The sequence below is a fragment of the Pseudomonas sp. 22490 genome (assembly GCF_052044465.1).
GTDB lineage: Bacteria > Pseudomonadota > Gammaproteobacteria > Pseudomonadales > Pseudomonadaceae > Pseudomonas > Pseudomonas aeruginosa.
In genome coordinates this window covers 34,544-55,534 of the sequence record NZ_JBQENS010000025.1, presented here as the reverse complement: position 1 = coordinate 55,534, position 20,991 = coordinate 34,544, and the positions used below count along the sequence as shown (strand labels likewise).

Annotated in this window: 16 protein-coding genes; 8 read left to right on the top strand and 8 right to left on the bottom strand. The window is 67.8% G+C overall.

Annotated elements, in window-relative coordinates:
• The first annotated feature begins 4 nt into the window (after positions 1 to 4).
• From ACTJJX_RS24415 to gcvP, 4 genes are all read left to right on the top strand, one after another.
• Complete coding sequence (locus ACTJJX_RS24415; RefSeq protein ID WP_003099178.1) at positions 5 to 1,624, top strand: ABC transporter permease; 1,620 nt, start codon at positions 5 to 7, stop codon at positions 1,622 to 1,624.
• 150 nt (positions 1,625 to 1,774) lie between these two features.
• Positions 1,775 to 2,857, top strand: coding sequence for a glycine cleavage system aminomethyltransferase GcvT (gene gcvT, locus ACTJJX_RS24410; RefSeq protein WP_003114049.1), 1,083 nt, complete (start codon positions 1,775 to 1,777; stop codon positions 2,855 to 2,857).
• A 46-nt stretch (positions 2,858 to 2,903) separates the two neighbouring features.
• Complete coding sequence (gcvH, locus tag ACTJJX_RS24405; protein WP_003107397.1) at positions 2,904 to 3,293, top strand: glycine cleavage system protein GcvH; 390 nt, start codon at positions 2,904 to 2,906, stop codon at positions 3,291 to 3,293.
• 173 nt (positions 3,294 to 3,466) lie between these two features.
• Positions 3,467 to 6,343, top strand: a complete 2,877-nt coding sequence (gcvP, locus tag ACTJJX_RS24400) for an aminomethyl-transferring glycine dehydrogenase (RefSeq protein WP_023093204.1) — start codon at positions 3,467 to 3,469, stop codon at positions 6,341 to 6,343.
• Positions 6,344 to 6,377: 34 nt separating this feature from the next.
• Here the strand turns inward: gcvP and ACTJJX_RS24395 are convergent, their stop codons facing one another.
• The 4 genes from ACTJJX_RS24395 to ACTJJX_RS24380 form a co-directional block, all read right to left on the bottom strand.
• Positions 6,378 to 6,707 (bottom strand): DUF2388 domain-containing protein, encoded by a 330-nt coding sequence (locus ACTJJX_RS24395; protein WP_003096280.1) that lies wholly within the window; start codon positions 6,705 to 6,707, stop codon positions 6,378 to 6,380.
• Positions 6,708 to 6,838: 131 nt separating this feature from the next.
• Positions 6,839 to 7,291, bottom strand: a complete 453-nt coding sequence (locus ACTJJX_RS24390) for an NfeD family protein (protein ID WP_003107402.1) — start codon at positions 7,289 to 7,291, stop codon at positions 6,839 to 6,841.
• A 221-nt stretch (positions 7,292 to 7,512) separates the two neighbouring features.
• Entirely contained in the window at positions 7,513 to 9,297 is a 1,785-nt protein-coding gene (locus ACTJJX_RS24385) for a GspE/PulE family protein (RefSeq protein ID WP_003096276.1), read from the bottom strand.
• A 37-nt stretch (positions 9,298 to 9,334) separates the two neighbouring features.
• Complete coding sequence (locus ACTJJX_RS24380) at positions 9,335 to 10,699, bottom strand: CYTH domain-containing protein (protein ID WP_003120394.1); 1,365 nt, start codon at positions 10,697 to 10,699, stop codon at positions 9,335 to 9,337.
• A 113-nt stretch (positions 10,700 to 10,812) separates the two neighbouring features.
• Here ACTJJX_RS24380 and ACTJJX_RS24375 point away from each other — a divergent pair, with 113 nt between their 5' ends.
• From ACTJJX_RS24375 to argE, 3 genes are all read left to right on the top strand, one after another.
• A complete protein-coding gene (locus tag ACTJJX_RS24375) occupies positions 10,813 to 11,490 on the top strand; it encodes a TIGR00153 family protein (protein WP_003100081.1) in 678 nt (225 codons plus the stop codon).
• 44 nt (positions 11,491 to 11,534) lie between these two features.
• Positions 11,535 to 12,803, top strand: a complete 1,269-nt coding sequence (locus tag ACTJJX_RS24370) for an inorganic phosphate transporter (protein ID WP_003100079.1) — start codon at positions 11,535 to 11,537, stop codon at positions 12,801 to 12,803.
• A 99-nt stretch (positions 12,804 to 12,902) separates the two neighbouring features.
• The gene (gene argE, locus ACTJJX_RS24365) at positions 12,903 to 14,057 is read left to right on the top strand and encodes an acetylornithine deacetylase (RefSeq protein WP_016852240.1); all 1,155 of its coding nucleotides are present in this window, start codon (positions 12,903 to 12,905) and stop codon (positions 14,055 to 14,057) included.
• Here the strand turns inward: argE and ACTJJX_RS24360 are convergent.
• The gene (locus tag ACTJJX_RS24360; protein ID WP_003114055.1) at positions 14,030 to 14,731 is read right to left on the bottom strand and encodes a MarC family NAAT transporter; all 702 of its coding nucleotides are present in this window, start codon (positions 14,729 to 14,731) and stop codon (positions 14,030 to 14,032) included. The two genes, argE and ACTJJX_RS24360, sit on opposite strands and share 28 nt — an antisense overlap.
• 336 nt (positions 14,732 to 15,067) lie before the next feature.
• Here ACTJJX_RS24360 and argA point away from each other — a divergent pair, with 336 nt between their 5' ends.
• Complete coding sequence (gene argA, locus ACTJJX_RS24355) at positions 15,068 to 16,366, top strand: amino-acid N-acetyltransferase (protein WP_003096265.1); 1,299 nt, start codon at positions 15,068 to 15,070, stop codon at positions 16,364 to 16,366.
• A gap of 42 nt (positions 16,367 to 16,408) precedes the next feature.
• On the opposite strand, the gene gshA is transcribed toward argA, so the two are convergent.
• The 3 genes from gshA to ACTJJX_RS24340 form a co-directional block, all read right to left on the bottom strand.
• Positions 16,409 to 17,992: a glutamate--cysteine ligase gene (gene gshA / locus ACTJJX_RS24350; protein WP_003109990.1), complete on the bottom strand. Its 1,584-nt coding sequence runs from the start codon at positions 17,990 to 17,992 to the stop codon at positions 16,409 to 16,411.
• Positions 17,993 to 18,198: 206 nt separating this feature from the next.
• On the bottom strand, positions 18,199 to 18,561 hold the full coding sequence (locus tag ACTJJX_RS24345) for a PaaI family thioesterase (RefSeq protein ID WP_042115369.1): 363 nt from the start codon (positions 18,559 to 18,561) through the stop codon (positions 18,199 to 18,201).
• 38 nt (positions 18,562 to 18,599) lie between these two features.
• The gene (locus ACTJJX_RS24340) at positions 18,600 to 20,939 is read right to left on the bottom strand and encodes a Tex family protein (RefSeq protein ID WP_016852239.1); all 2,340 of its coding nucleotides are present in this window, start codon (positions 20,937 to 20,939) and stop codon (positions 18,600 to 18,602) included.
• Positions 20,940 to 20,991 lie beyond the last annotated feature (52 nt).

Here is a 20,991-nt window from a genome sequence, read left to right as displayed (position 1 = left end):
TTTCGTGGCCCATCCCGCTCCCCGCCGCTGGTACCCCATCACCTTCACCGTTGCCGCGCTGGTGCTGCTGCCGCTCAGCGTGCTGCTGCTGAGCTGGCTGGAGATCGACCGGGAAATCTGGAGCCACCTGTGGGATACCCAGTTGCCGCGCCTGCTCGGCAACACCCTGACCCTGGTGCTCGGCGTCGGCATCGGCGTGACTCTGCTCGGGGTCAGCCTGGCATGGCTCACCAGCCTCTGCGAATTCCCCGGGCGGCGCTGGCTGGACTGGGCGCTGATGTTGCCGTTCGCGATCCCGGCCTACGTCCTGGCGTTCGTCTTCGTCGGCCTGCTGGATTTCGCCGGACCGGTGCAGAGCCTGCTGCGCGAGTGGTTCGGCAGCGGCCTGCGGTTGCCGCGCGTACGCTCCACCGGCGGGGTGATCCTGGTCCTGGTGCTGGTGTTCTATCCCTATGTCTACCTGCTCGCGCGCAGCGCCTTCATCGCCCAGGGCAAGGGCCTGATGGAAGCCGCGCGGGTTCTCGGCCTGTCGCCCTGGCAGGCGTTCCTGCGGGTCGCCCTGCCGATGGCGCGGCCGGCGATCGGCGCCGGCCTGGCGCTGGCGGTGATGGAAACCCTGGCCGACTTCGGCGCGGTATCGGTGTTCAACTTCGACACCTTCACCACCGCCATCTACAAGACCTGGTACGGCTTCTACAGCCTCTCCAGCGCCGCCCAGCTGGCCAGCCTGTTGTTGCTCGGGGTATGCCTGGTGCTGCTCGGCGAGCGCCACACGCGAGGCCGAGCCAAGGCCGCCAGCGAGCGTCCGCGCGGCGCGCCGCTGTATCGCCTGCGCGGCGCCAGGGCGCTGGCGGCGAGCGCCTGGTGCGGGCTGGTGTTCCTCTGCGCCTTCGTGATTCCCGTGGCGCAACTGGTTGTCTGGTTCTGGCGCCAGGGCCGTTTCGACCTCGACGAGCGCTACTGGGACCTGATCGGCCATACCCTGACGCTGGGCGGCATCGCCGCGCTGGCGACGGTCGCCGTGGCCCTGCTGCTGGCCTTCGCCGTGCGCCTGGCGCCGACCCGCGCTATCCGCGGCGCGGTGGGCCTGGGCAACCTCGGTTATGCGCTGCCGGGCTCGGTCCTGGCGGTTTCGATCATGCTGGCCTTCAGCTGGCTGGACAATCACTGGGTGATCCCGCTTTCCAGCGCCCTCGGCGGCGCCGGCAAGCCGCTGCTGCTGGGCAGTCTGTTCGCCCTGCTGCTGGCCTACCTGATCCGTTTCATGGCGGTGGCCTACGGGCCGCTGGAAAGTGGGCTGGCGCGGATCCGCCCGTCGCTGCCGGAAGCCTCGCGCAGCCTCGGCGTGGGCGGCCCGCTGCTGTTCCTGCGGGTCTACCTGCCGCTGTTGCTGCCGGCCTCGCTGAGCGCCGCGCTGCTGGTCTTCGTCGACGTGCTCAAGGAGATGCCGGCGACCCTGCTGATGCGTCCCTTCGGTTGGGACACCCTGGCCGTACGGATCTTCGAGATGACCAGCGAGGGCGAATGGGCGCGCGCCTCGCTGCCGGCCCTGACCCTGGTGCTGGTCGGCCTGCTACCGGTGGTCGGGTTGATTCGTCGTTCTGCCCATCATTCAGATCGCTGAGCCCAGTATCCATGCAGGTCGTAGGGTCTATGCACGGATCGCGGCACGCTTCCATGGTGTCCTGCTCCGGGGCTTGCGGCTACAATGCGCGCGATTTCGTGCCGGCGGTCCCTGCCGACGGCACCCGCTACGCCCGGAAGGAGAATACCCATGGGATTGCGCACCCCGCTTTACGAGCTGCACGTCGCGCTCGGCGCCAAGATGGTCGATTTCGGCGGTTGGGACATGCCGCTGCACTACGGTTCGCAGGTCGAGGAGCACCATCAGGTTCGGCGTGACTGCGGCGTCTTCGACGTGTCCCACATGACCGTGGTCGACGTCGCCGGCGAGCAGGCCACGGCCTATCTGCAGCATCTCCTGGCGAACGACGTGGCGCGTCTCGGCGAAACCGGCAAGGCGCTCTACAGCGCGATGCTCAACGAAGAGGGCGGGGTGGTCGACGACCTGATCGTCTACCTGACCGAGCACGGCTACCGGGTGGTGGTCAATGCTTCCACCCGCGACAAGGACATCGCCTGGATGCAGGCGCAGGCCGCCGGCTTCAAGGTCGACCTGCAGGAACGCGGCGACCTGGCGATGCTCGCCATCCAGGGCCCCAACGCCCGCGTGCACAGCTCCGAACTGGTGTCCCCGGCACGCGCCGCACTGATACGCGAACTCAAGCCGTTCCAGGGCCGTGCCGAGGGCGACTGGTTCATCGCCCGCACCGGCTACACCGGCGAGGACGGCCTGGAAATCATGCTGCCGGCCGCCGAGGCGCCGGGTTTCCTCAACGAGCTGGTTGGCGCCGGGATCTCCCCGGCGGGCCTGGGTGCGCGCGATACGCTGCGCCTGGAGGCCGGGCTCAATCTCTACGGCCAGGACATGGACGAAAGCGTTTCCCCGCTTGCCGCCAACATGGGCTGGACCGTAGCCTGGGAGCCGGTTGCGCGGGACTTCGTCGGCCGCCGCGCGCTGGAAGCGCAGAAGGCCGCCGGCGACCAGCCGAAGCTGGTCGGCCTGGTTCTGGAGGAGCGCGGCGTGCTGCGCGCCCACCAGGTGGTGCGGGTAGCTGGCATTGGTGAGGGGGAGATCACCAGCGGCAGCTTTTCGCCTACCCTGAACAAGTCCATCGCGCTGGCCCGCGTGCCGGCCGCCACCGGCGACCGCGCCGAGGTGGAAATCCGCGGCAAGTGGTACCCGGTACGGGTGGTCCAGCCCAGTTTCGTGCGTCACGGCAAGCCCCTGATCTAACCTGGCAATGGCGACCGCCGTCGCCCCCGACTTCGAGGAAAACAAGATGAGCAATATTCCCGCCGAACTGCGTTACGCCCAGAGCCACGAATGGGCTCGCCTGGAAGCCGACGGCAGCGTTACCGTGGGCATTTCCGACCATGCCCAGGAAGCCCTTGGCGATGTGGTCTTCATCGAGCTGCCGGAGCTGGGCAAGACCCTCGCCGCCGGGCAGGAAGCGGGCGTGGTCGAGTCGGTGAAGGCCGCCTCCGACATCTATTCGCCGATCGGCGGCGAAGTCATCGCCATCAACGAAGCCCTGGCCGACACCCCGGAAGACGTCAACAACGACCCGTACGCGTCCTGGTTCTTCAAGCTCAAGCCGAGCAATCCGGCCGAGCTGGACAAGCTGCTCGACGCCGCTGGCTACCAGGCCGCCGTCGACGCGGAAGGCTGAGCCGCCGCGTAGTCGCGACAAAACCCGCTATCCTTGGACAAGGCCTCGATCATTCGAGGCTTTGTTCTTTTTGCAGCGGCGAAATGCGTTTTCGCCGTCGTTGCTTTCTCATTCGATATCCGTTCGGCGACGATCGCTGGCAGGGCGATGCCGCCCCCAACGAGACCGAAGCCATGTCGCAGACGCCGTCCCTCGACCAGCTCCAGCCCGCCGATGCCTTCCTGCGCCGCCACCTCGGCCCCGATCCGGCGGAACAGCAGGCCATGCTGGACTTCCTCGGAGTTTCCACTCGCGCCGAACTGATCGTGCAGACGGTGCCGCCGGCGATCCGCCTCAACCGGCCGCTGGAACTGCCCGCCGCGCTCGACGAACAGGCCGCCCTGGCGCGCCTGCGCGGCTACGCCGGGCTCAACCAGCGCTGGACCAGCCTGATCGGCATGGGCTACTACGGCACCGTGACGCCGCCGGTGATCCTCCGCAACGTGCTGGAGAATCCCGGCTGGTACACCGCCTATACGCCCTACCAGCCGGAAATCGCCCAGGGCCGCCTGGAAGCGCTGCTGAATTTCCAGCAACTGACCATCGACCTCACCGGGCTCGACCTGGCCAGCGCCTCGCTGCTCGACGAAGCCACCGCCGCCGCCGAGGCCATGGCCCTGGCCAGGCGGGTGGCGAAGGCCAGGAGCAACCGGTTCTTCGTCGATGCGCATTGCCATCCGCAGACCGTTTCGGTGTTGCGTACCCGCGCCGAGGCGTTCGGTTTCGAGCTGGTCGTCGACGAGCCGGACAATCTTGCCGCCCACGCGGTGTTCGGCGCCTTGCTGCAATACCCGGACAGTCGCGGCGAGATCCGCGACCTGCGCCCGCTTATCGAGGCGTTGCACGGCCAACAGGCGCTGGCTTGCGTCGCCAGCGACCTGCTCGCCCTGTTGTTGCTGACCCCGCCGGGGGAACTCGGTGCCGACGTGGTGCTCGGCAGCGCCCAGCGCTTTGGCGTACCGATGGGCTACGGCGGGCCGCACGCGGCGTTCTTCGCCACCCGCGAAGGGTACAAGCGGGCAATGCCGGGGCGGATCATCGGCGTTTCCCGCGACGCCCGCGGCAACCCGGCGTTGCGCATGGCCCTGCAAACCCGCGAGCAGCACATCCGTCGGGAAAAGGCCAACTCGAACATCTGCACCGCCCAGGTGCTGCTGGCCAACATTGCTTCGCTGTATGCCGTCTACCATGGGCCACAGGAGCTGAAACGCATCGCCCAACGCGTCCAGCGCCTGACCGCGCTGCTGGCGGCGGGCCTGAAAAGCAAGGGACTGCGGCGGCTCAACCGGCACTTCTTCGACACCCTGACCTACGAGGTCGGCGAGCGTCAGGCGGCGATCCTCGAACGGGCGCGGGCGGCACGGGTCAACCTGCGCGTGGTCGACGACCGGCGGCTGGCCCTGAGCCTCGACGAAACCTGTGACGCGGCGACCCTGGCGACCCTGTTCGAGATCTTCCTCGGCGCCGGCCACGGGCTGGATGTCGCGCACCTGGATGGCGGGGCGGTGGACGACGGCATTCCGGCGGTCCTGCAACGCACTTCGGCCTACCTGCAGCATCCGGTGTTCAACGCCCACCACAGCGAGACCGAGATGCTTCGCTACCTGCGCCAGCTGGAAGGCAAGGACCTGGCGCTGAACCAGGCGATGATCCCGCTCGGCTCCTGCACCATGAAGCTCAACGCCAGCAGCGAGATGATCCCCATCACCTGGCCGGAATTCGCCGAACTGCATCCGTTCGTGCCGCGCGAGCAGGCCGAGGGCTATCGCCGGATGATCGACGAACTGGAAGCCTGGCTGCGGGCGATCACCGGCTTCGACGCCATCTGCCTGCAGCCGAACTCGGGAGCACAGGGCGAATATGCCGGGTTGCTGGCGATCCGCCGCTACCACCAGAGCCGCGGCGATAGCCAGCGCGACATCTGCCTGATTCCCGCATCGGCGCATGGCACCAACCCGGCCTCGGCGATCATGGCCAGCATGCGGGTGGTGATCGTCGAGTGCGATCCCCGCGGCAACGTCGACCTCGACGACCTGCGCCTCAAGGCGGCCGAGGCGGGCGACCGGCTGTCCTGCCTGATGATCACCTATCCCTCGACCCACGGCGTCTACGAGGAGGGGATAGGCGAGATCTGCGAAGTGGTCCACCGCCACGGCGGCCAGGTCTACATGGACGGCGCCAACCTCAACGCCCAGGTCGGCCTGGCGCGACCGGCGGACATCGGCGCGGACGTCTCGCACATGAACCTGCACAAGACCTTCTGCATCCCCCATGGTGGTGGCGGACCGGGCATGGGGCCGATCGGGGTCAAGCGGCACCTGGCGCCGTTCGTCGCCAACCATCCGGTGATCCGCGTCGAAGGGCCGAACCCGCTGAACGACGCGGTCAGCGCGGCGCCCTGGGGCAGCGCCAGCATCCTGCCGATCAGTTGGATGTACATCGCCATGATGGGCCCGCAGTTGGCCGACGCCAGCGAGGTGGCGATCCTCTCCGCCAACTACCTGGCGAACCGCCTGGACGGGGCGTTCCCGGTGCTCTATCGCGGGCGCAACGAGCGCGTCGCCCACGAATGCATCCTCGACCTGCGACCGCTCAAGGCGCAGACCGGGATCACCGAGGAAGACGTGGCCAAGCGCCTGATGGACTACGGCTTCCACGCCCCGACCATGTCCTTCCCGGTGCCGGGCACGCTGATGGTGGAGCCGACCGAGAGCGAGTCGAAGGCGGAGCTGGATCGTTTCGTCGAGGCGATGCTGAGCATCAGGGCCGAGATCGGCAAGGTGGAGAGCGGCGCCTGGCCGGCGGAGGACAACCCGCTGAAACGGGCGCCGCATACCCTGGCCGACGTCACCGGGATCTGGCAGAGACCCTACGAGATCGCCGAGGCAGTGACCCCGAGCGAACATGCGCGGGCGTTCAAGTACTGGCCGGCGGTTAACCGGGTGGACAACGTCTACGGCGACCGCAACCTGTTCTGCGCCTGCGTGCCGCTGGACGACTACCGCGAGTGACCTCGCCTCCGGGCGGAGGCGAGGTCGCCGGGGCCTACTGCTGGACGGCGGACTGCTCGCCGCCGGCGAGGATCGCGCTGGCCAGTTCCATGTCGCTGGCCTGCAGGTCCGGGTTGTCGTTGCGCAGCTTCTGCAGGGCGGCTTCCAGGTACGGCCCGCGGATCGCGCCGTCGCTGGCGATGTAGCTGCCGGCGTCGTCCTGCGCGGCGACGATCAGCTTGTGGTCGTGGCGGAAGGTCAGGTAGGTGGAGGCCGTGGTGGCACCCGAGGAAATGATGTTGCGCCAGAAGGTATCGGCCATGGCCGAGCCCAGCGGCAGGGCGGCGATGACCAGGGTGGCGGCGGCGAGTTTGACGGAACGCATGGGGGAACTCCTGATAGGGGGCTGCGTGTTACATCAGATCGCGTTTGCCGTCCCGGAGTTCCAGCGGGGATGACCGTCCGGTCGCTTTTTCCGCTGCCGTACAGCCCCCGCCGGCCGGGAGCTACAGCGATTCAGGGCGCGGCAGGCTCGACGTGCAGCAGGGCGCCGTCCTGGCCGGTGACCCGGACCAGGGCGCCGCGCGGCAGGTCGGGACCGCTGACCAGCCACGACGCGTCCTCGACGCGCAGCTCGCCGAGCCCGCCGACGATCGCCCGGTGCAAGGGAAAGGTGCGGCCGAACAGGTCGTCGCCGCGTCGCTGCAACCCTGGCGTTTCCTCGACGCTACCGGCCTTGCGGCGACGGCGCCGATGCAAGGCGGCGACCAGCCCGGAGAGCAGGACGAACAGCCCTACCTGCCAAGGCCAGGCCAGTCCCGGCAGGAGCGCGCCGAGCGCACCGACACAAGCGGCGGTGAGGCCGACCCGCAGCAGATAGCCGCCGGCACCGAAGATTTCCAGGAGCAGGAGGACGGTACCGAAGGCCAGCCAGTCCCAGAAGTCCAGGCGTAGCAGCAGGATTTCCATCGGCCGGCCCTCAGCGCCGGCTCGGCGGCCGGCCGAGCCACATCGAGCCAGGGACGCCGCTCGCGGCTCGCCGCAGGTGCGGTGCGCCGCGGCTGGGGAGCGTCGGCGCGGGGACGGCGGGGGGAACGCTCGTCATCGTCTACATCCTTGTCTGTGGGCCTGGCAGGCCCGTCCGGCGTTGTGCCGTGCAACCGTCGGAACTCCGCCGACGGGATGTGCCGCTACTTCTGTTCGCTCTGCGGGGTCACCCGCAGTACTTCCTCCAGCGTACTGATACCTGCGGCGACCTTCTGCGCGCCGGACAGGCGCAGGCTGCGGGTGCCTTCCTTGTACGCCTGGCGGCGCAGGGCGACCAGGTCGGTGTCGGCGGTGATCAGTTCTTTCAGGCTATCGCTGAGCAGCATGATTTCATAGACGCCGGCGCGCCCGCGATAGCCGGTGTCGCGGCACTCCAGGCAACCCACGGCCTGGTGCGCGCCGCTGGGCGGCGGGGCGCTCCAGGGGCGGGTCAGTTCGTGCCAGTCGCTGTCCGCCAGTTGCATCGGCGCCTTGCAGTGCGGGCAGAGCGTGCGCACCAGGCGTTGGGCCATGACCCCTAGCACCGTGGCGCGGATCAGGTAGTAGGGTACGCCCAGTTCGAGCAGGCGGGTGATCGCCGTGGGGGAGTCGTTGGTGTGCAGGGTGGAGAGCACCAGGTGCCCGGTGAGCGCCGCCTGGATCGCCATCTCGGCGGTCTCCAGGTCGCGGATCTCGCCGACCATGATGATGTCCGGGTCCTGCCGCAGCAGGGCGCGTACGCCGCTGGCGAAGGTCAGGTCGATGTTGTGCTGGACCTGCATCTGGTTGAACGAGGGCTCGATCATCTCGATCGGGTCCTCGATGGTGCAGACGTTCACCTCATCGGTGGCCAGTTGCTTGAGCGTGGTGTAGAGCGTGGTGGTCTTGCCCGAGCCGGTGGGGCCGGTGACCAGGATGATGCCGTTGGGCTGGCTGGTCATGCTCTGCCAGCGGCGCAGGTCGTCGGCGGAGAAGCCGAGCTGGTCGAAGCTCTTGAGCAGCACCTCGGGGTCGAAGATGCGCATCACCATCTTCTCGCCGAAGGCGGTGGGCAGGGTCGACAGGCGCAGCTCCACCTCGGCGCCGTCCGGGGTCTTGGTCTTGACCCGGCCGTCCTGCGGCTTGCGTTTCTCCGCCACGTTCATCCGTCCCAGCGACTTCAGGCGGCTGACCACCGCCATGGTCACCTGCGGCGGGAACTGGTAGACGTTGTGCAGCACGCCGTCGATACGGAAGCGCACGGTGCCCTGCTCGCGGCGCGGCTCGATGTGGATGTCGCTGGCGCGCTGCTGGAAGGCGTACTGGAACAGCCAGTCGACGATGGTGACGATGTGCGCGTCGTTGGCGTCCGGCTCCTGGTCGGCGGCGCCGAGGTTGAGCAACTGCTCGAAGTTGCCGACGCCGCTGATCTTCTGGTCCGGCGAGGTGGCGCCGCTGACCGAGCGGGCCAGGCGGAAGAACTCGACGGTGTAGCGCTGGATGTCCGCCGGGTTCGCCACCACCCGCTTGATCGGTCGCTTGAGCACATGCACCAGGTTGCTTTCCCAGCCCTGTACGAAGGGCTGGGCGCTGGCGATGGTGACTTCCTCCGGACTCAGCGCGACGGCGAGGATGCCATGGCGCTGGGCGAAGGCGTAGGACATCAGCGGAGTCACCGCGGCGACGTCGATCTTCAGCGGGTCGATGCGCAGGTAGGGCTGGCCGGCGTACTCGGCCAGCCACTGGGTGAGGGTCTCCAGGTCGAGCTTGCGTCCGGGGCGCTTGAGATCCTCGACCTGCTGCGCGGCGAGGAACTCCAGCGGATGCTGCTGGTTGCGCACCGCGCTGCGGCGGATCGCCAGGCACTGTTCGGCCTGCTCCTGCCCGACCCGGCCCTGGGCGACCAGCTCGCGGAGCAGGTCGCCGAGGTCCAGCAGGCGGTCCTGGGCGGCGGTGGCGAACACGGACATGCAGACTCCCTTCGGATGATGGCGGTAGCGGCGAAGCTTATTTCATCAGCGCCTTCCAGGGTTTGAGCGTCAGCACAGTATGGGCCTGCGTGGCGCGGGCAGCCAGGCGCTCGACATCGACAGGTTGCCGCAGCAGCTCCAGCAACTTGGCCAGTTCGCCGTAGAGGCGGTCGGCTTCCGGCAGGTCGAGCACGCCGCGCGCCAGGCGCAACCACGTAAGCATGCGCTGCAGGCGCGGCGCTTGGTCGGGGAGCAGCTCGGGATGCTGGTGGGCGCGCGCCAGCGGCGTGGCCTGGGCTTCTTCGGCAAGGCTGCGCAGCAGCCATTTGCCCAGCGCGGCGGCGCCCTGGCGGTTGCCGCGCTCGTTGCGCGACTCGGTCCAGGCCTTGGCCAGCAGCCAGCGCGAGGCATTCAGGGAGAACAGGCCCCAGCGGGTCTCGTCGAGTTCGCCGCGGAACAGTTGCGGCGCCTGCTGGCGTAGCGTCTCGTCGTCACGGCCGCGCTCGATGCGCGGCGCCCAGTCGGCGAGGAGAGCGTCCAGCGCTTCGCGCAGCTCGCGACTGCTGGCGCGTGGCACCGCCTGGCCGAGGCTGCCGAGCAGGGTACGCAGGTCCTGCAGGTGTTGCAGCCAGTCCTCCAGCAGGCGCCAGTGGCCGTTGAAACGATACTGTTCGGCCAGTCGCTGGCTGCTGCCGAGCAGGTACCAGGCGATGGCGGCGAAGGCACCGTCCAGCGGGGTTTCCGCCAGCAGTTTCTGGGCCGGGGGATCGACCTCGTAGCTGTTCGGGTCGAACAGGCGGTAGCCGCGCTCGGCCTTGCTGATGTCGCAGGGCATCAGCGGCAGGTCGGCGGCCAGTTCCGCGGCCAGCTCCAGCAGCGCGGCGGCATCGCCCTGGCGCAGTTCCAGCTCCAGTTCGCAGATTTCCTCCTGGTTGTCGCCGGCGACCACCTTGCCCAGGTCGAGCGCCGCCTCCACGACTACCCTGGCCTTGCCGCGGCCCCAGGCGATCTCGGCGCGCTGGCGGACGAAGTCGGTGCTGAAGATCGGCTTGAGCTGCTTCTTGTCGAGATCCTTGAGGGCCGCCGGCCAGCACTTGTCGTCGAGTTTCTTCAGGTCGAGCTTGTTCTTTTCCAGGTACCAGTCCCACTCGTTGCGTTCGGACAACCCGGCCACGCTCTGCCCGCGGCTTTTCAGCGTCTGGATGTACTGCTCGCCGTCGCGGCGCATGCGCAGCGCGACCTTGGCCCGGGCCAGCTCGCGGCCGGGGGTGTCGTAGTACTGGTTGTACAGTTCGCGGCGCTCCCAGCCCGATTTGTTGCGCTTCTTCAGCAACGGGTGCTCCTGCAAGGCTTCCAGGGTGGCGCGGCTGACGCGGAGTTTGATTTCGGTTTCTTTCTGCATGGGGCGATGTCCGGCTCGGGACGCCAGGCGTCCGCGGGTGAAGGTGTTCCAGATCAAAGGCGCGCGGGGTGGGTGGCCTATACTTTTCGGCATTTCCACCAGGGAGGCGTTCCATGCCGACCAATCCGTTCATCAGCCTGTTCGGCCGTTCGCCGATCGGGCCGATGCAGCAGCACATCGCCAAGGCCCACGAATGCGCGGCCGGCCTGTTGCCGTTCTTCCGCGCGGTGATCGCCGAGGACTGGGCGCAGGTCGAACAGGTTCAGCAGGACATGGTGCGACTGGAGCAGGAAGCCGATCGGCTGAAGAAGAACGTCCGGATGCACCTGCCCAAGAGCCTGTTCCTTCCGGTGCCGCGCTCCGATCTGTTGGAGCTGCTCAGTGTACAGGACAAAGTCGCCAATCGCGCCAAGGACATCGTCGGGCTGATGCTGGGCCGGCGCATGCGCATCCCGTTGCCGCTACAGGGCCAGATGCTCGCCTATGTGCAGCGCTCGGTGGACGCCAGCGCCCAGGCGTTGCGGGTGGTCAACGAACTCAACGAACTGCTCGAGACCGGCTTCGGCGGGCGCGAGACCAGTCTGGTGGAGAGCATGGTGGAGGAACTCGAGGCGATCGAGAACGATACCGACCGCATCCAGGTCGAGGTACGCCGCGAGCTGTTCCGTCTGGAAAGCGAGCTGCCGCCGGTGGACGTGATGTTCCTCTACCAGATCATCGAATGGATCGGCGATGTCGCCGACCGCGCCCAGCGGGTCGGCAACCGCCTGGAGCAATTGCTGGCGCGGTGAGCGCCAGTCTTCTTTCCGACCCTGCCTGCACACGGATACCGCCCATGTCCCTGATCGCCGACCACGGCTTCGCCTTCCTCGTACTCGCCTGCCTGTTCGGTTTCTTCATGGCCTGGGGCGTCGGCGCCAACGACGTCGCCAACGCCATGGGCACTTCGGTGGGCTCGCGCGCTCTGACCATCCGCCAGGCGATCCTGGTGGCCATGGTCTTCGAGTTCTGCGGTGCCTATTTCGCTGGTGGCGAAGTCACCGAAACGATCAGGAGCGGCATCGTCGACCCGCAGTACATGACCCCCGACCTGCTGGTCTTCGGCATGCTCTCGGCCTTGCTGGCCGCCGGGGTCTGGCTGTTGCTGGCGACGATCAAGGGCTGGCCGGTGTCGACCACCCACTCCATCGTCGGCGCGATCATCGGCTTCGCCTCGGTCGGTGTCTCGGTGCACGCGGTGCACTGGGGCGCGATCGGCCCGATCGTCGCCAGTTGGGTGGTGACGCCGGTGCTGTCCGGGCTGCTCGCCTTCGCCCTGTTCAGGAGCGTGCAGTGGCTGGTACTGCATGCCGAGGACCCGTTCCGCAGCGCGCGCCGCTACGTGCCGCTGTACATGTTCCTGGCGGGCTTCATGGTCGCGCTGATGACCGTCGGCAAGGGCCTGAAGCATGTCGGCCTGGAGCTTTCCGGCCTCCAGACGCTGGGCCTGGCGTTGCTCGCCGGCGGCCTGGTGATGGGCCTGGGCATCGTCCTGCTGTTGCGCATCCGACCCACTGGCGGAGCCGATCCGCGTGGCGGCTTCGCCAGCGTCGAGCGGGTCTTCGCGGTGCTGATGATCTTCACCGCCTGCTCCATGGCTTTCGCCCATGGTGCCAACGACGTGGCCAACGCCATCGGCCCGGTGGCGGCGGTCGTCGCGGTGGTCCAGGCCGGCGGCGACCTGGATCTGGTGAGCCGTTCGCCGGTGCCGTCCTGGGTACTGCTGCTGGGCGCGGTGGGCATCGTCATCGGCCTGGCTACCTATGGCTACCGGGTGATCGCCACCATCGGCCGGGAGATCACCGAGCTGACCCCCAGCCGCGGCTTCGCCGCCGAGCTGGCGACCGCCTCCACGGTGGTTGGCGCCTCGGCCATCGGCCTGCCGGTATCCACCACCCATACCCTGGTCGGCGCGGTGCTCGGCATCGGCATGGCGCGCGGCATCGGCGCGCTCAACCTGCGGGTGATCGGCTCGATCTTCCTGTCCTGGGTAGTGACCCTGCCGGCCGGCGCGGTGCTGGCGATCCTGTTCTTCCTGGTCCTGCGCGCGCTGTTCGGCGCCTGAGCGCGATCTTCGTCGGCTGGCGCAGGCGGAACCGGAACGGACGGTTTTATCCACTGCCGCGATAGGCCATGATGGGGCTCGATCCGTGTGGAGAGTCCCATGCCGTTGCCGTCTCTGAAAGACCAGTTCGGCGCGCTGATCGCCGCGTCTTCCGTCAGTTGCACCCAGCCCGAGCTGGACCAGACCAACCGTCCGGTGGTCGACCTGCTGGCCTCCTGGCTGGGCGATCTAGGCTTCCGCTGCGAGATCCGGGAAGTCTCGCCGGGCAAGTTCAACCTGCTGGCCAGCTACGGCAGCGGTCCCGGCGGGCTGGTGCTGGCCGGCCACACCGATACCGTGCCCTACGACGAAGCGCTGTGGAGCAGCGATCCGCTGCGCCTGGACGAGCGCGACGGCCGCTGGTACGGCCTCGGCAGTTGCGACATGAAGGGCTTCTTCCCGCTGGCCATCGAGGCCTTGCTGCCGCTGCTCGACCAGCCGTTCCGCCAGCCGCTGATGATCCTCGCCACCTGCGACGAGGAAAGCTCGATGGCCGGCGCCCGTGCCCTCGCCGAAAGCGGGCGACCGCTGGGTCGCGCCACGGTGATCGGCGAGCCGACCAACCTGCGGCCGATCCGCCTGCACAAGGGGGTGATGATGGAGCGCATCGAGATTCTCGGGCAGAGCGGCCATTCGTCCGATCCGAACCTCGGCCGTAGCGCCCTGGAGGCCATGCACGCGACCATCGGCGAGCTGATGGCGCTGCGCGGGGAATGGCAGCGGGCCTGGAACAACCCGCAGTTCAGCGTGCCCCAGCCGACCCTGAACTTCGGTTGCATCCACGGTGGCGACAATCCCAACCGCATCTGCGGCCAGTGTTCGCTGGAATTCGACCTGCGCCCGCTACCCGGCATGCAGCCTGAGCAGTTGCGCGAGGCGATCCGCCAGCGCCTGCGGCCGCTGGCCGAACGGCACCAGGTGAGCATCGACTACCAGCCGCTGTTCCCTGCCGTGCCGCCGTTCGAACAGGCGCAGGACAGCGAACTGGTACGCGTCGCCGAACGCCTGACCGGGCATCGCGCCGAGGCCGTGGCGTTCGGTACCGAGGCGCCGTACTTCCAGCGCCTGGGCAGCGAGACCCTGGTCCTCGGTGTCGGCGACATCGCCTGTGCCCACCAGCCCGACGAGCACCTCGAACTGGCGCGTATCGAACCGATGGTCGGCGTGCTGCGCCGGCTGATCCAGCATTACTGCCTGACGCCCGCCGCCGACTGAAGCGCGGCGTGGCCGGCGACCAGCTCGAAGCCGCCGTTGATGACGAACTGCACGCCCATCGCCACCAGCAGGAAGCCGACCACTCGCGAGATGGCGTCGATCCCGGATTCGCCGAGGAACTTCATGATGCGCCCGGAGCTTTGCAGGGCGATCCAGAAGATCAGCGCGGTGAGCAGGGTGACGGTGATCGCTGCGAGGTGGATGAACAGCGGAATGCTTCCGTAGGTGGATTGCAGCGTCGACGCCGAGCTGACCACCAGGGCGATGGTCCCCGGCCCCGCGGTACCCGGCAGGGCCAGCGGAACGAAGGATAGGTCGCGGAAGTGCGGGGTGATCTTTTCCTCGTCCGACAGCAGGTCGTGCTGGACTTCGGTCTCGTCCGGCGTGGTGGCGGGGAACAGCATGGTGAAACCGATATAGGCGACGATCAGCCCGCCGGCGATGCGCAGGCCGGGAATGGAGATGCCGAACACCTGCATCACCAGGCTGCCGCCGTAGAAGCTGACCAGCATGATCAGCGCCACGTAGAGGCTGGCCTTGAATATCTGCCGGTTGCGCTCCGCCGGCGGCAGGCTGCCGCCGAGGCCGAGCAGTAGCGAGACGCTGGTCAGCGGGTTGGCCACCGGAAGCACGGCGAGCAGTCCGATCAGGACGTGATGGAAGTATTCGCTCATGGATTTTCCTCGTTCGCGTGGTTGCGCGCCGGACGGCACGGCGAACGAGGCAGCCTAGCGAAAAAGCGCTGTGCGAGTTAACCGGGGTTTTCGGATAGTTTTTTTCAAAAATAGTGGTAAAACGGTTCGTTCCGGCCCCAGGCCCCGTACCATGGTCGAATCCCGCGGCCGGGGGGCCGCCGAGGGTTTAAACTCGCGCATGATCCATCCGTCTCGTTAACCAGAAAGTGAGGAGAAGCCTGTCGATGTTGCTGCGACGACGATAACGGCGCCCTTCGGGCCGTCCCGGCCGCTCACGCTTTGCTCTCGCTCACGAAACGACAGGCTTTCCCCACCATGCCCGACTACGTCAACTGGTTACGTCACGCTTCGCCCTACATCAACTCGCACCGGGACCGCACCTTCGTGGTCATGCTCCCCGGCGAAGGGGTGGAGCATCCCAATTTCGGCAATATCGTCCACGACCTGGTCCTTCTCCACAGCCTCGGTGCGCGCCTGGTGCTGGTGCACGGTTCGCGTCCGCAGATCGAGGCGCGCCTGGCCGCGCGCGGCCTGGCTCCGCGCTATCACCGCGACCTGCGAGTGACCGATGCACCGACCCTGGAGTGCGTCATCGACGCCGTGGGTAGCCTGCGCATCGCCATCGAGGCGCGGCTGTCGATGGACATGGCCGCCTCGCCGATGCAGGGCGCGCGCCTGCGGGTCGCTGGCGGCAACCTGGTCACCGCGCGGCCGATCGGCGTGGTCGAGGGTGTCGACTATCACCATACCGGCGAGGTCCGTCGCATCGACCGCAAGGGCATTGGCCGCCTTCTCGACGAGCGCAGCATCGTCCTGCTCTCGCCGCTGGGCTACTCGCCGACCGGGGAAATCTTCAACCTGGCCTGCGAAGACGTGGCCATGCGCGCCGCCATCGACCTGGAAGCGGAAAAGCTGATTCTCTACGGCGCCGAACAGGGCTTGCTGGACGCATCCGGCAAACTGGTCCGCGAACTGCGCCCGCAGCAGGTGCCCGCGCACCTGCAACGGCTGGGCAACAGCTACCAGGCCGAGCTGCTGGACGCCGCGGCGCAGGCCTGCCGGGCCGGGGTCAAGCGCAGCCATATCGTCAGCTACACCGAGGACGGCGCGCTGCTCAGCGAGCTATTCACCCGCACCGGCAACGGCACCCTGGTCGCCCAGGAGCAGTTCGAGCAGTTGCGCGAGGCGGGCATCGAGGACGTTGGCGGGCTGATCGAGCTGATCCGCCCGCTGGAAGAGCAGGGCATCCTGGTACGCCGTTCCCGCGAGGTGCTGGAACGCGAGATCGAACAGTTCAGCATCGTCGAGCGCGAAGGGCTGATCATCGCCTGCGCCGCGCTCTACCCGATCGCCGATTCCGAGGCGGGCGAGCTGGCCTGTCTGGCGGTCAACCCGGAGTACCGCCACGGCGGGCGTGGCGACGAACTGCTGGAGCGGATCGAGGAGCGCGCGCGCGGACTCGGCCTGAAGACCCTGTTCGTGCTCACCACGCGGACCGCGCACTGGTTCCGCGAGCGCGGCTTCCAGCCCAGCAGCGTCGAACGGCTACCGGCGGCGCGGGCCTCGCTGTACAACTTCCAGCGCAATTCGCAGGTATTCGAGAAGAGCCTGTGATCCGCCGGCGCGTCCCTGGGCGCAGGGGCGCGCCGGCTTGGCTCAGTTGCTGATCAGGCCGAGGATGCTCGCCTGGTAGGCGGCGACGAAGGTATCGAAGTCGCCATCCTGGTCGCGTTCCAGCTCCGTCTGTTCGGCCAGGGAGTCGCTGGCCATCTTCTCGAAGCGCGCCTGCTCTTCGGCGGCCAGCGGATGCTGGCGGAAATACTCCGCGTGTTCGCGGCTCTGGCGCAGGGAGAACGCTTCGAAGCTCTCGCCGCGCTCGCGCATGACTTTCAGCACCTGCGCCGAAGGCGTCAGTTCCGCATCGGCCACCTTCGCCCGCTGCGCTGCCAGCGCCGCCGCGTGGGCTTCGCCGCCGCGCGCGCGGTCGAGCAGCGCCGCGGTGTCGGCGATTCGTTCGAGCAGCTCGTTCGCCCAGACCTGCAATTCCACCGGCTGGCCGCGACGTTGCAATTGCAGGCCCGGCCGCCTGCCTTCCTTGACCACGGCGAGGAAGTTGTCGGTGGCGTCGCTGCACTCGCCGTTCAGCAGCGGGCTGTCGCTGAACGCGCAGAACAGCAGGAAGGCGTCGAGGAAGCGCGCCTCGTCCAGGTCGATGCCCAGCGGCAGGAACGGGTTGATGTCCAGGCAGCGCACTTCCACGTACTGCACGCCGCGAGCGGCCAGGGCCTGCACCGGACGCTCGCCGGTGTAGGTGACGCGCTTTGGCCGGATGCTCGAGTAGTACTCGTTCTCGATCTGCAGGATGTTGGTGTTCAGCTGCACCCATTCGCCATCCTGCTTGGTGCCGACCTTCTCGTAGGGCGGGTAGGGCGTGCTGACCGCCTGGCGCAGGCTGTCGATGTAGCTCTGCAGGTCGTTGTAGCAGGGCGTCAGGCCGGCCTGGGCGTTGTTCTGGTAGCCCAGGTCGCTCATCCGCAGGCTGGTGGCGTAGGGCAGGTAGAGCGTGTGTTCGTCGAGGCGCTCCAACTGGCTCGGGCGGCCACGCAGGAAGCCGGCGTCGAGGGCCGGCGAGGCGCCGAACAGGTACATCAGCAGCCAGCTGTAGCGGCGGAAATTACGAATCAGGGCGATGTAGGCGGCGGACTGGTAGTCGCGTTCCGACAGCTCGCTGCCTTCGGCCTGGCGCAGCAGCGGCCAGAGCCTCTCCGGCAGGGAGAAGTTGTAGTGGATGCCGGCGATGCACTGCATGGTCTTGCCGTAGCGCAGCGCCAGGCCCTTGCGGTAGACGTACTTCAGGCGGCCGATCATCGAGCTGCCGTAGCGGGCGATCGGGATGCTCTCCTCGTCCGGCAGCTCGCAGGGCATCGATGGGCTCCACAGGTATTCGCCGTCCAGTTTCGAACTGGCGAAGCGGTGGATGCGCTCGAGATCGCCCAGAGTGTCGGCGACGTCGGTTTCCGTAGGCGTGATGAACTCCAGCAAGGCCTCGGAGTAGTCGGTAGTGATCTGCGGATGGGTCAGGGTCGAACCCAGGGCCCGGGGGTGGGGGGTGAGCGCCAGCTTGCCGTCGCTATCGACTCGCAGGCATTCGCGCTCGATGCCATGCAGGCACTCGGTCAGCAGGGGCAGGTTGGCTGCGGCGCCGAGCAGAGCCAGGCGGCGGGAGAGAAGATCGCTCAAGTCGGGATTCCTTGTGATCGCGTCCCAGATCGGTCGCCCCAATATGAGGGTGGACCGAGCGGTCTACAAGAGGGAGGACGTAAATGCGTTTTCGCTTCGTCCTGGGGCCGGTCGCCGCGACTTCGGCGGGAGCCGTCGAGGCGGGCGCCCGGCACGGATCGGGATCGCCGTTGCGCGCCATTCTGCCGCATGGCGGCCGCGCCGGTTTACAACTGGGCGAAGGTACCTTGTCCTTTCGCGACCAGTTTGTCGCCTTGCCGCACCTCGGCTTCCACCACCAGGCTGCGGCGCCCGGCATGGAGGACGCGGGCGACGCAGCGCACCTCGCCGTCGGCGACGGCGCGGATGTAGTTGATCTTGCATTCCAGGGTGACGCTCTGGCGGTCGAAACCATGGGAACTGGAGCAGGCCAGCCCCATGGTCACGTCCATCAGCGAGAACAGCGCGCCGCCGTGCATGACCCCGCCGCGGTTGCGCAGGTGCGCGGCCATCGGCAGGCGTACCTCGGCGACGCCGTCGCCGAGGCTGACCGGGTCCAGGCCGACCAGTTCGCTGTAGGCGCTGATCATCTGCTCGCGGGCGGGCATCTCGCTCATGGACGGCTCCGTCACTTCTTCTTCAGTTGCTTGGCGTTGGCGAACAGCGCGGCCATGGCGTTGTTCGCCGGCGGCGCGCTCTGTCCGCGCGGGGCGCCACGCTCCTGGCGCGGCTGGCCGCTGCCGGTGGGACGCCCGCCGCGCTGGCCTTCGACCTTCTCGCCGGGGGTGTCGCTCATGCGCATGGACAGGCCGACACGGTTGCGCGGGATGTCCACTTCCATGACCTTGACCTTGACGATGTCGCCGGCCTTGACCACTTCGTACGGATCCTTGACGAACTTCTCGGACAGCGCCGAGATGTGCACCAGGCCGTCCTGGTGGACGCCGATGTCGACGAACGCGCCGAAGTTGGTGACGTTGGTCACCACGCCCTCCAGGACCATGCCCGGCTTGAGGTCCTTGAGGCTCTCGACGCCTTCCTGGAATTCTGCGGTCTTGAACTCCGGACGCGGGTCGCGGCCGGGCTTGTCGAGTTCCTTGAGGATGTCGGTGACGGTCGGCAGGCCGAAGGTCTCGTCGGTGAACTTCTTCGGGTCGAGGCGCTTGAGGAACGCCGAGTCGCCGATCAGCGAGCGGATGTCGCGCTCGGTGTCGGCGGCGATGCGCTGCACCAGCGGATAGGTCTCCGGGTGCACCGCCGAGGCGTCCAGCGGGTTGTCGCCGTTCATCACGCGGAGGAAGCCGGCGGCTTGCTCGAAGGTCTTTTCGCCCAGGCGGCTGACTTTCTTCAGCTCGTCGCGGGTGCGGAACGCTCCGTTGGCGTCGCGGTGCGCGACGATGTTCTGCGCCAGCGTCGAGTTGAGGCCGGAGATGCGTGCCAGCAGGGCGGCGGAGGCGGTGTTGACGTCGACGCCGACGGCGTTCACGCAATCCTCGACCACCGCGTCCAGGCTACGCGCCAGCTTCAGCTGGGACACGTCGTGCTGGTACTGGCCGACGCCGATCGACTTGGGCTCGATCTTCACCAGCTCCGCCAGCGGGTCCTGCAGGCGACGGGCGATGGATACGGCGCCGCGCAGGGACACGTCCAGCTCGGGGAACTCCTTCGCCGCCAGTTCGGAGGCGGAATACACCGATGCGCCGGCTTCGCTGACCATGATCTTGGTCAGCTTCATGCCCGGATACTTCTTGATCAGTTCGCCGGCCAGCTTGTCGGTCTCGCGGCTGGCGGTGCCGTTGCCGATGGCGATCAGCTCGACCTGGTGCTTGGCGCACAGCGCGGCGAGCACGGCGAGGGTCTGGTCCCACTGGTTCTTCGGCGCATGTGGGTAGACGGTGGCGGTGTCCAGCAGCTTGCCGGTGGCGTCGACCACCGCGACCTTGACCCCGGTGCGCAGGCCCGGGTCGAGGCCGAGGGTGGCGCGCGGGCCGGCCGGGGCGGCCAGCAGCAGGTCGTGCAGGTTGCGCGCGAACACGCTGATCGCCTCGTCCTCGGCGCCGTCGCGGAGCTCGCCGAACAGGTCGGTTTCCAGGTGGGTATAGAGCTTGACCTTCCAGGTCCAGCGCACCACCTCGGCCAGCCACTTGTCGGCGGCGCGGCCCTGGTTGGACAGGCCGAAGCGCTCGGCGATCATGACTTCGCATGGGTGCAGGGTGCCCGGCGCTTCCTCGCCGACCTTCAGCGAGGCGCTGAGGACGCCTTCGTTGCGTCCGCGGAAGATCGCCAGGGCGCGGTGCGACGGGGCGCTTTTCAGCGGCTCATCGTGTTCGAAGTAGTCGCTGAACTTGGCGCCTTCCTGTTCCTTGCCGGGGACCACGCGGGCGGTCAGGGTCGCTTCGTTCTTCATGAACACGCGCAGCTTGTCGAGCAGCGTGGCGTCTTCGGCGAAGCGCTCCATGAGGATGTACTTGGCGCCTTCCAGCACCGCCTTGACGTCGGCGAAGCCTTTCTCGGCGTCGACGAAACGCGCGGCCTCGCTTTCCGGGACCAGGGTCGGGTCGTCGAACAGTGCGTCGGCCAGCTCGCCGAGGCCGGCTTCCAGGGCGATCTGGCCCTTGGTGCGGCGCTTCTGCTTATAAGGCAGGTAGAGGTCTTCGAGACGGGTCTTGGTGTCGGCGAGCTTGATGTCGCGGGCCAGTTCGGGGGTCAGCTTGCCCTGTTCCTCGATGCTGGCGAGGATCGCGCCGCGGCGTTCTTCCAGTTCGCGCAGGTAGCGCAGGCGCTCTTCCAGCATGCGCAACTGGGTATCGTCGAGGCTGCCGGTGACCTCTTTGCGGTAACGGGCGATGAAGGGAACGGTGGAGCCTTCGTCGAGCAGGGCGACGGCAGCGGCGACTTGCTGCGGTTGAACGCGGCCGGAGGGCAGTGCGGAGAGCTCTTCGGCGATACGGGTGTTGATGCTGTCCATTGATCCACCTGGTAAAACGAACGAAAACGGGCCGTGTAGACAACGCCCCGCC

Excerpts from the sequence above, each read along its gene's own strand:
- ACTJJX_RS24370 (WP_003100079.1), top strand. The coding sequence starts at position 11,535 with ATGTCCCTGATCGCCGACCACGGCTTCGCCTTCCTCGTACTCGCCTGC.
- ACTJJX_RS24375 (WP_003100081.1), top strand. The coding sequence starts at position 10,813 with ATGCCGACCAATCCGTTCATCAGCCTGTTCGGCCGTTCGCCGATCGGG.
- ACTJJX_RS24340 (WP_016852239.1), bottom strand. The coding sequence starts at position 20,939 with ATGGACAGCATCAACACCCGTATCGCCGAAGAGCTCTCCGCACTGCCC.
- ACTJJX_RS24385 (WP_003096276.1), bottom strand. The coding sequence starts at position 9,297 with ATGTCCGTGTTCGCCACCGCCGCCCAGGACCGCCTGCTGGACCTCGGC.
- argE (WP_016852240.1), top strand. The coding sequence starts at position 12,903 with ATGCCGTTGCCGTCTCTGAAAGACCAGTTCGGCGCGCTGATCGCCGCG.
- ACTJJX_RS24360 (WP_003114055.1), bottom strand. The coding sequence starts at position 14,731 with ATGAGCGAATACTTCCATCACGTCCTGATCGGACTGCTCGCCGTGCTT.
- ACTJJX_RS24390 (WP_003107402.1), bottom strand. The coding sequence starts at position 7,291 with ATGGAAATCCTGCTGCTACGCCTGGACTTCTGGGACTGGCTGGCCTTC.
- gcvT (WP_003114049.1), top strand. The coding sequence starts at position 1,775 with ATGGGATTGCGCACCCCGCTTTACGAGCTGCACGTCGCGCTCGGCGCC.
- ACTJJX_RS24380 (WP_003120394.1), bottom strand. The coding sequence starts at position 10,699 with ATGCAGAAAGAAACCGAAATCAAACTCCGCGTCAGCCGCGCCACCCTG.
- gcvP (WP_023093204.1), top strand. The coding sequence starts at position 3,467 with ATGTCGCAGACGCCGTCCCTCGACCAGCTCCAGCCCGCCGATGCCTTC.
- argA (WP_003096265.1), top strand. The coding sequence starts at position 15,068 with ATGCCCGACTACGTCAACTGGTTACGTCACGCTTCGCCCTACATCAAC.
- ACTJJX_RS24345 (WP_042115369.1), bottom strand. The coding sequence starts at position 18,561 with ATGATCAGCGCCTACAGCGAACTGGTCGGCCTGGACCCGGTCAGCCTC.
- gcvH (WP_003107397.1), top strand. The coding sequence starts at position 2,904 with ATGAGCAATATTCCCGCCGAACTGCGTTACGCCCAGAGCCACGAATGG.
- ACTJJX_RS24395 (WP_003096280.1), bottom strand. The coding sequence starts at position 6,707 with ATGCGTTCCGTCAAACTCGCCGCCGCCACCCTGGTCATCGCCGCCCTG.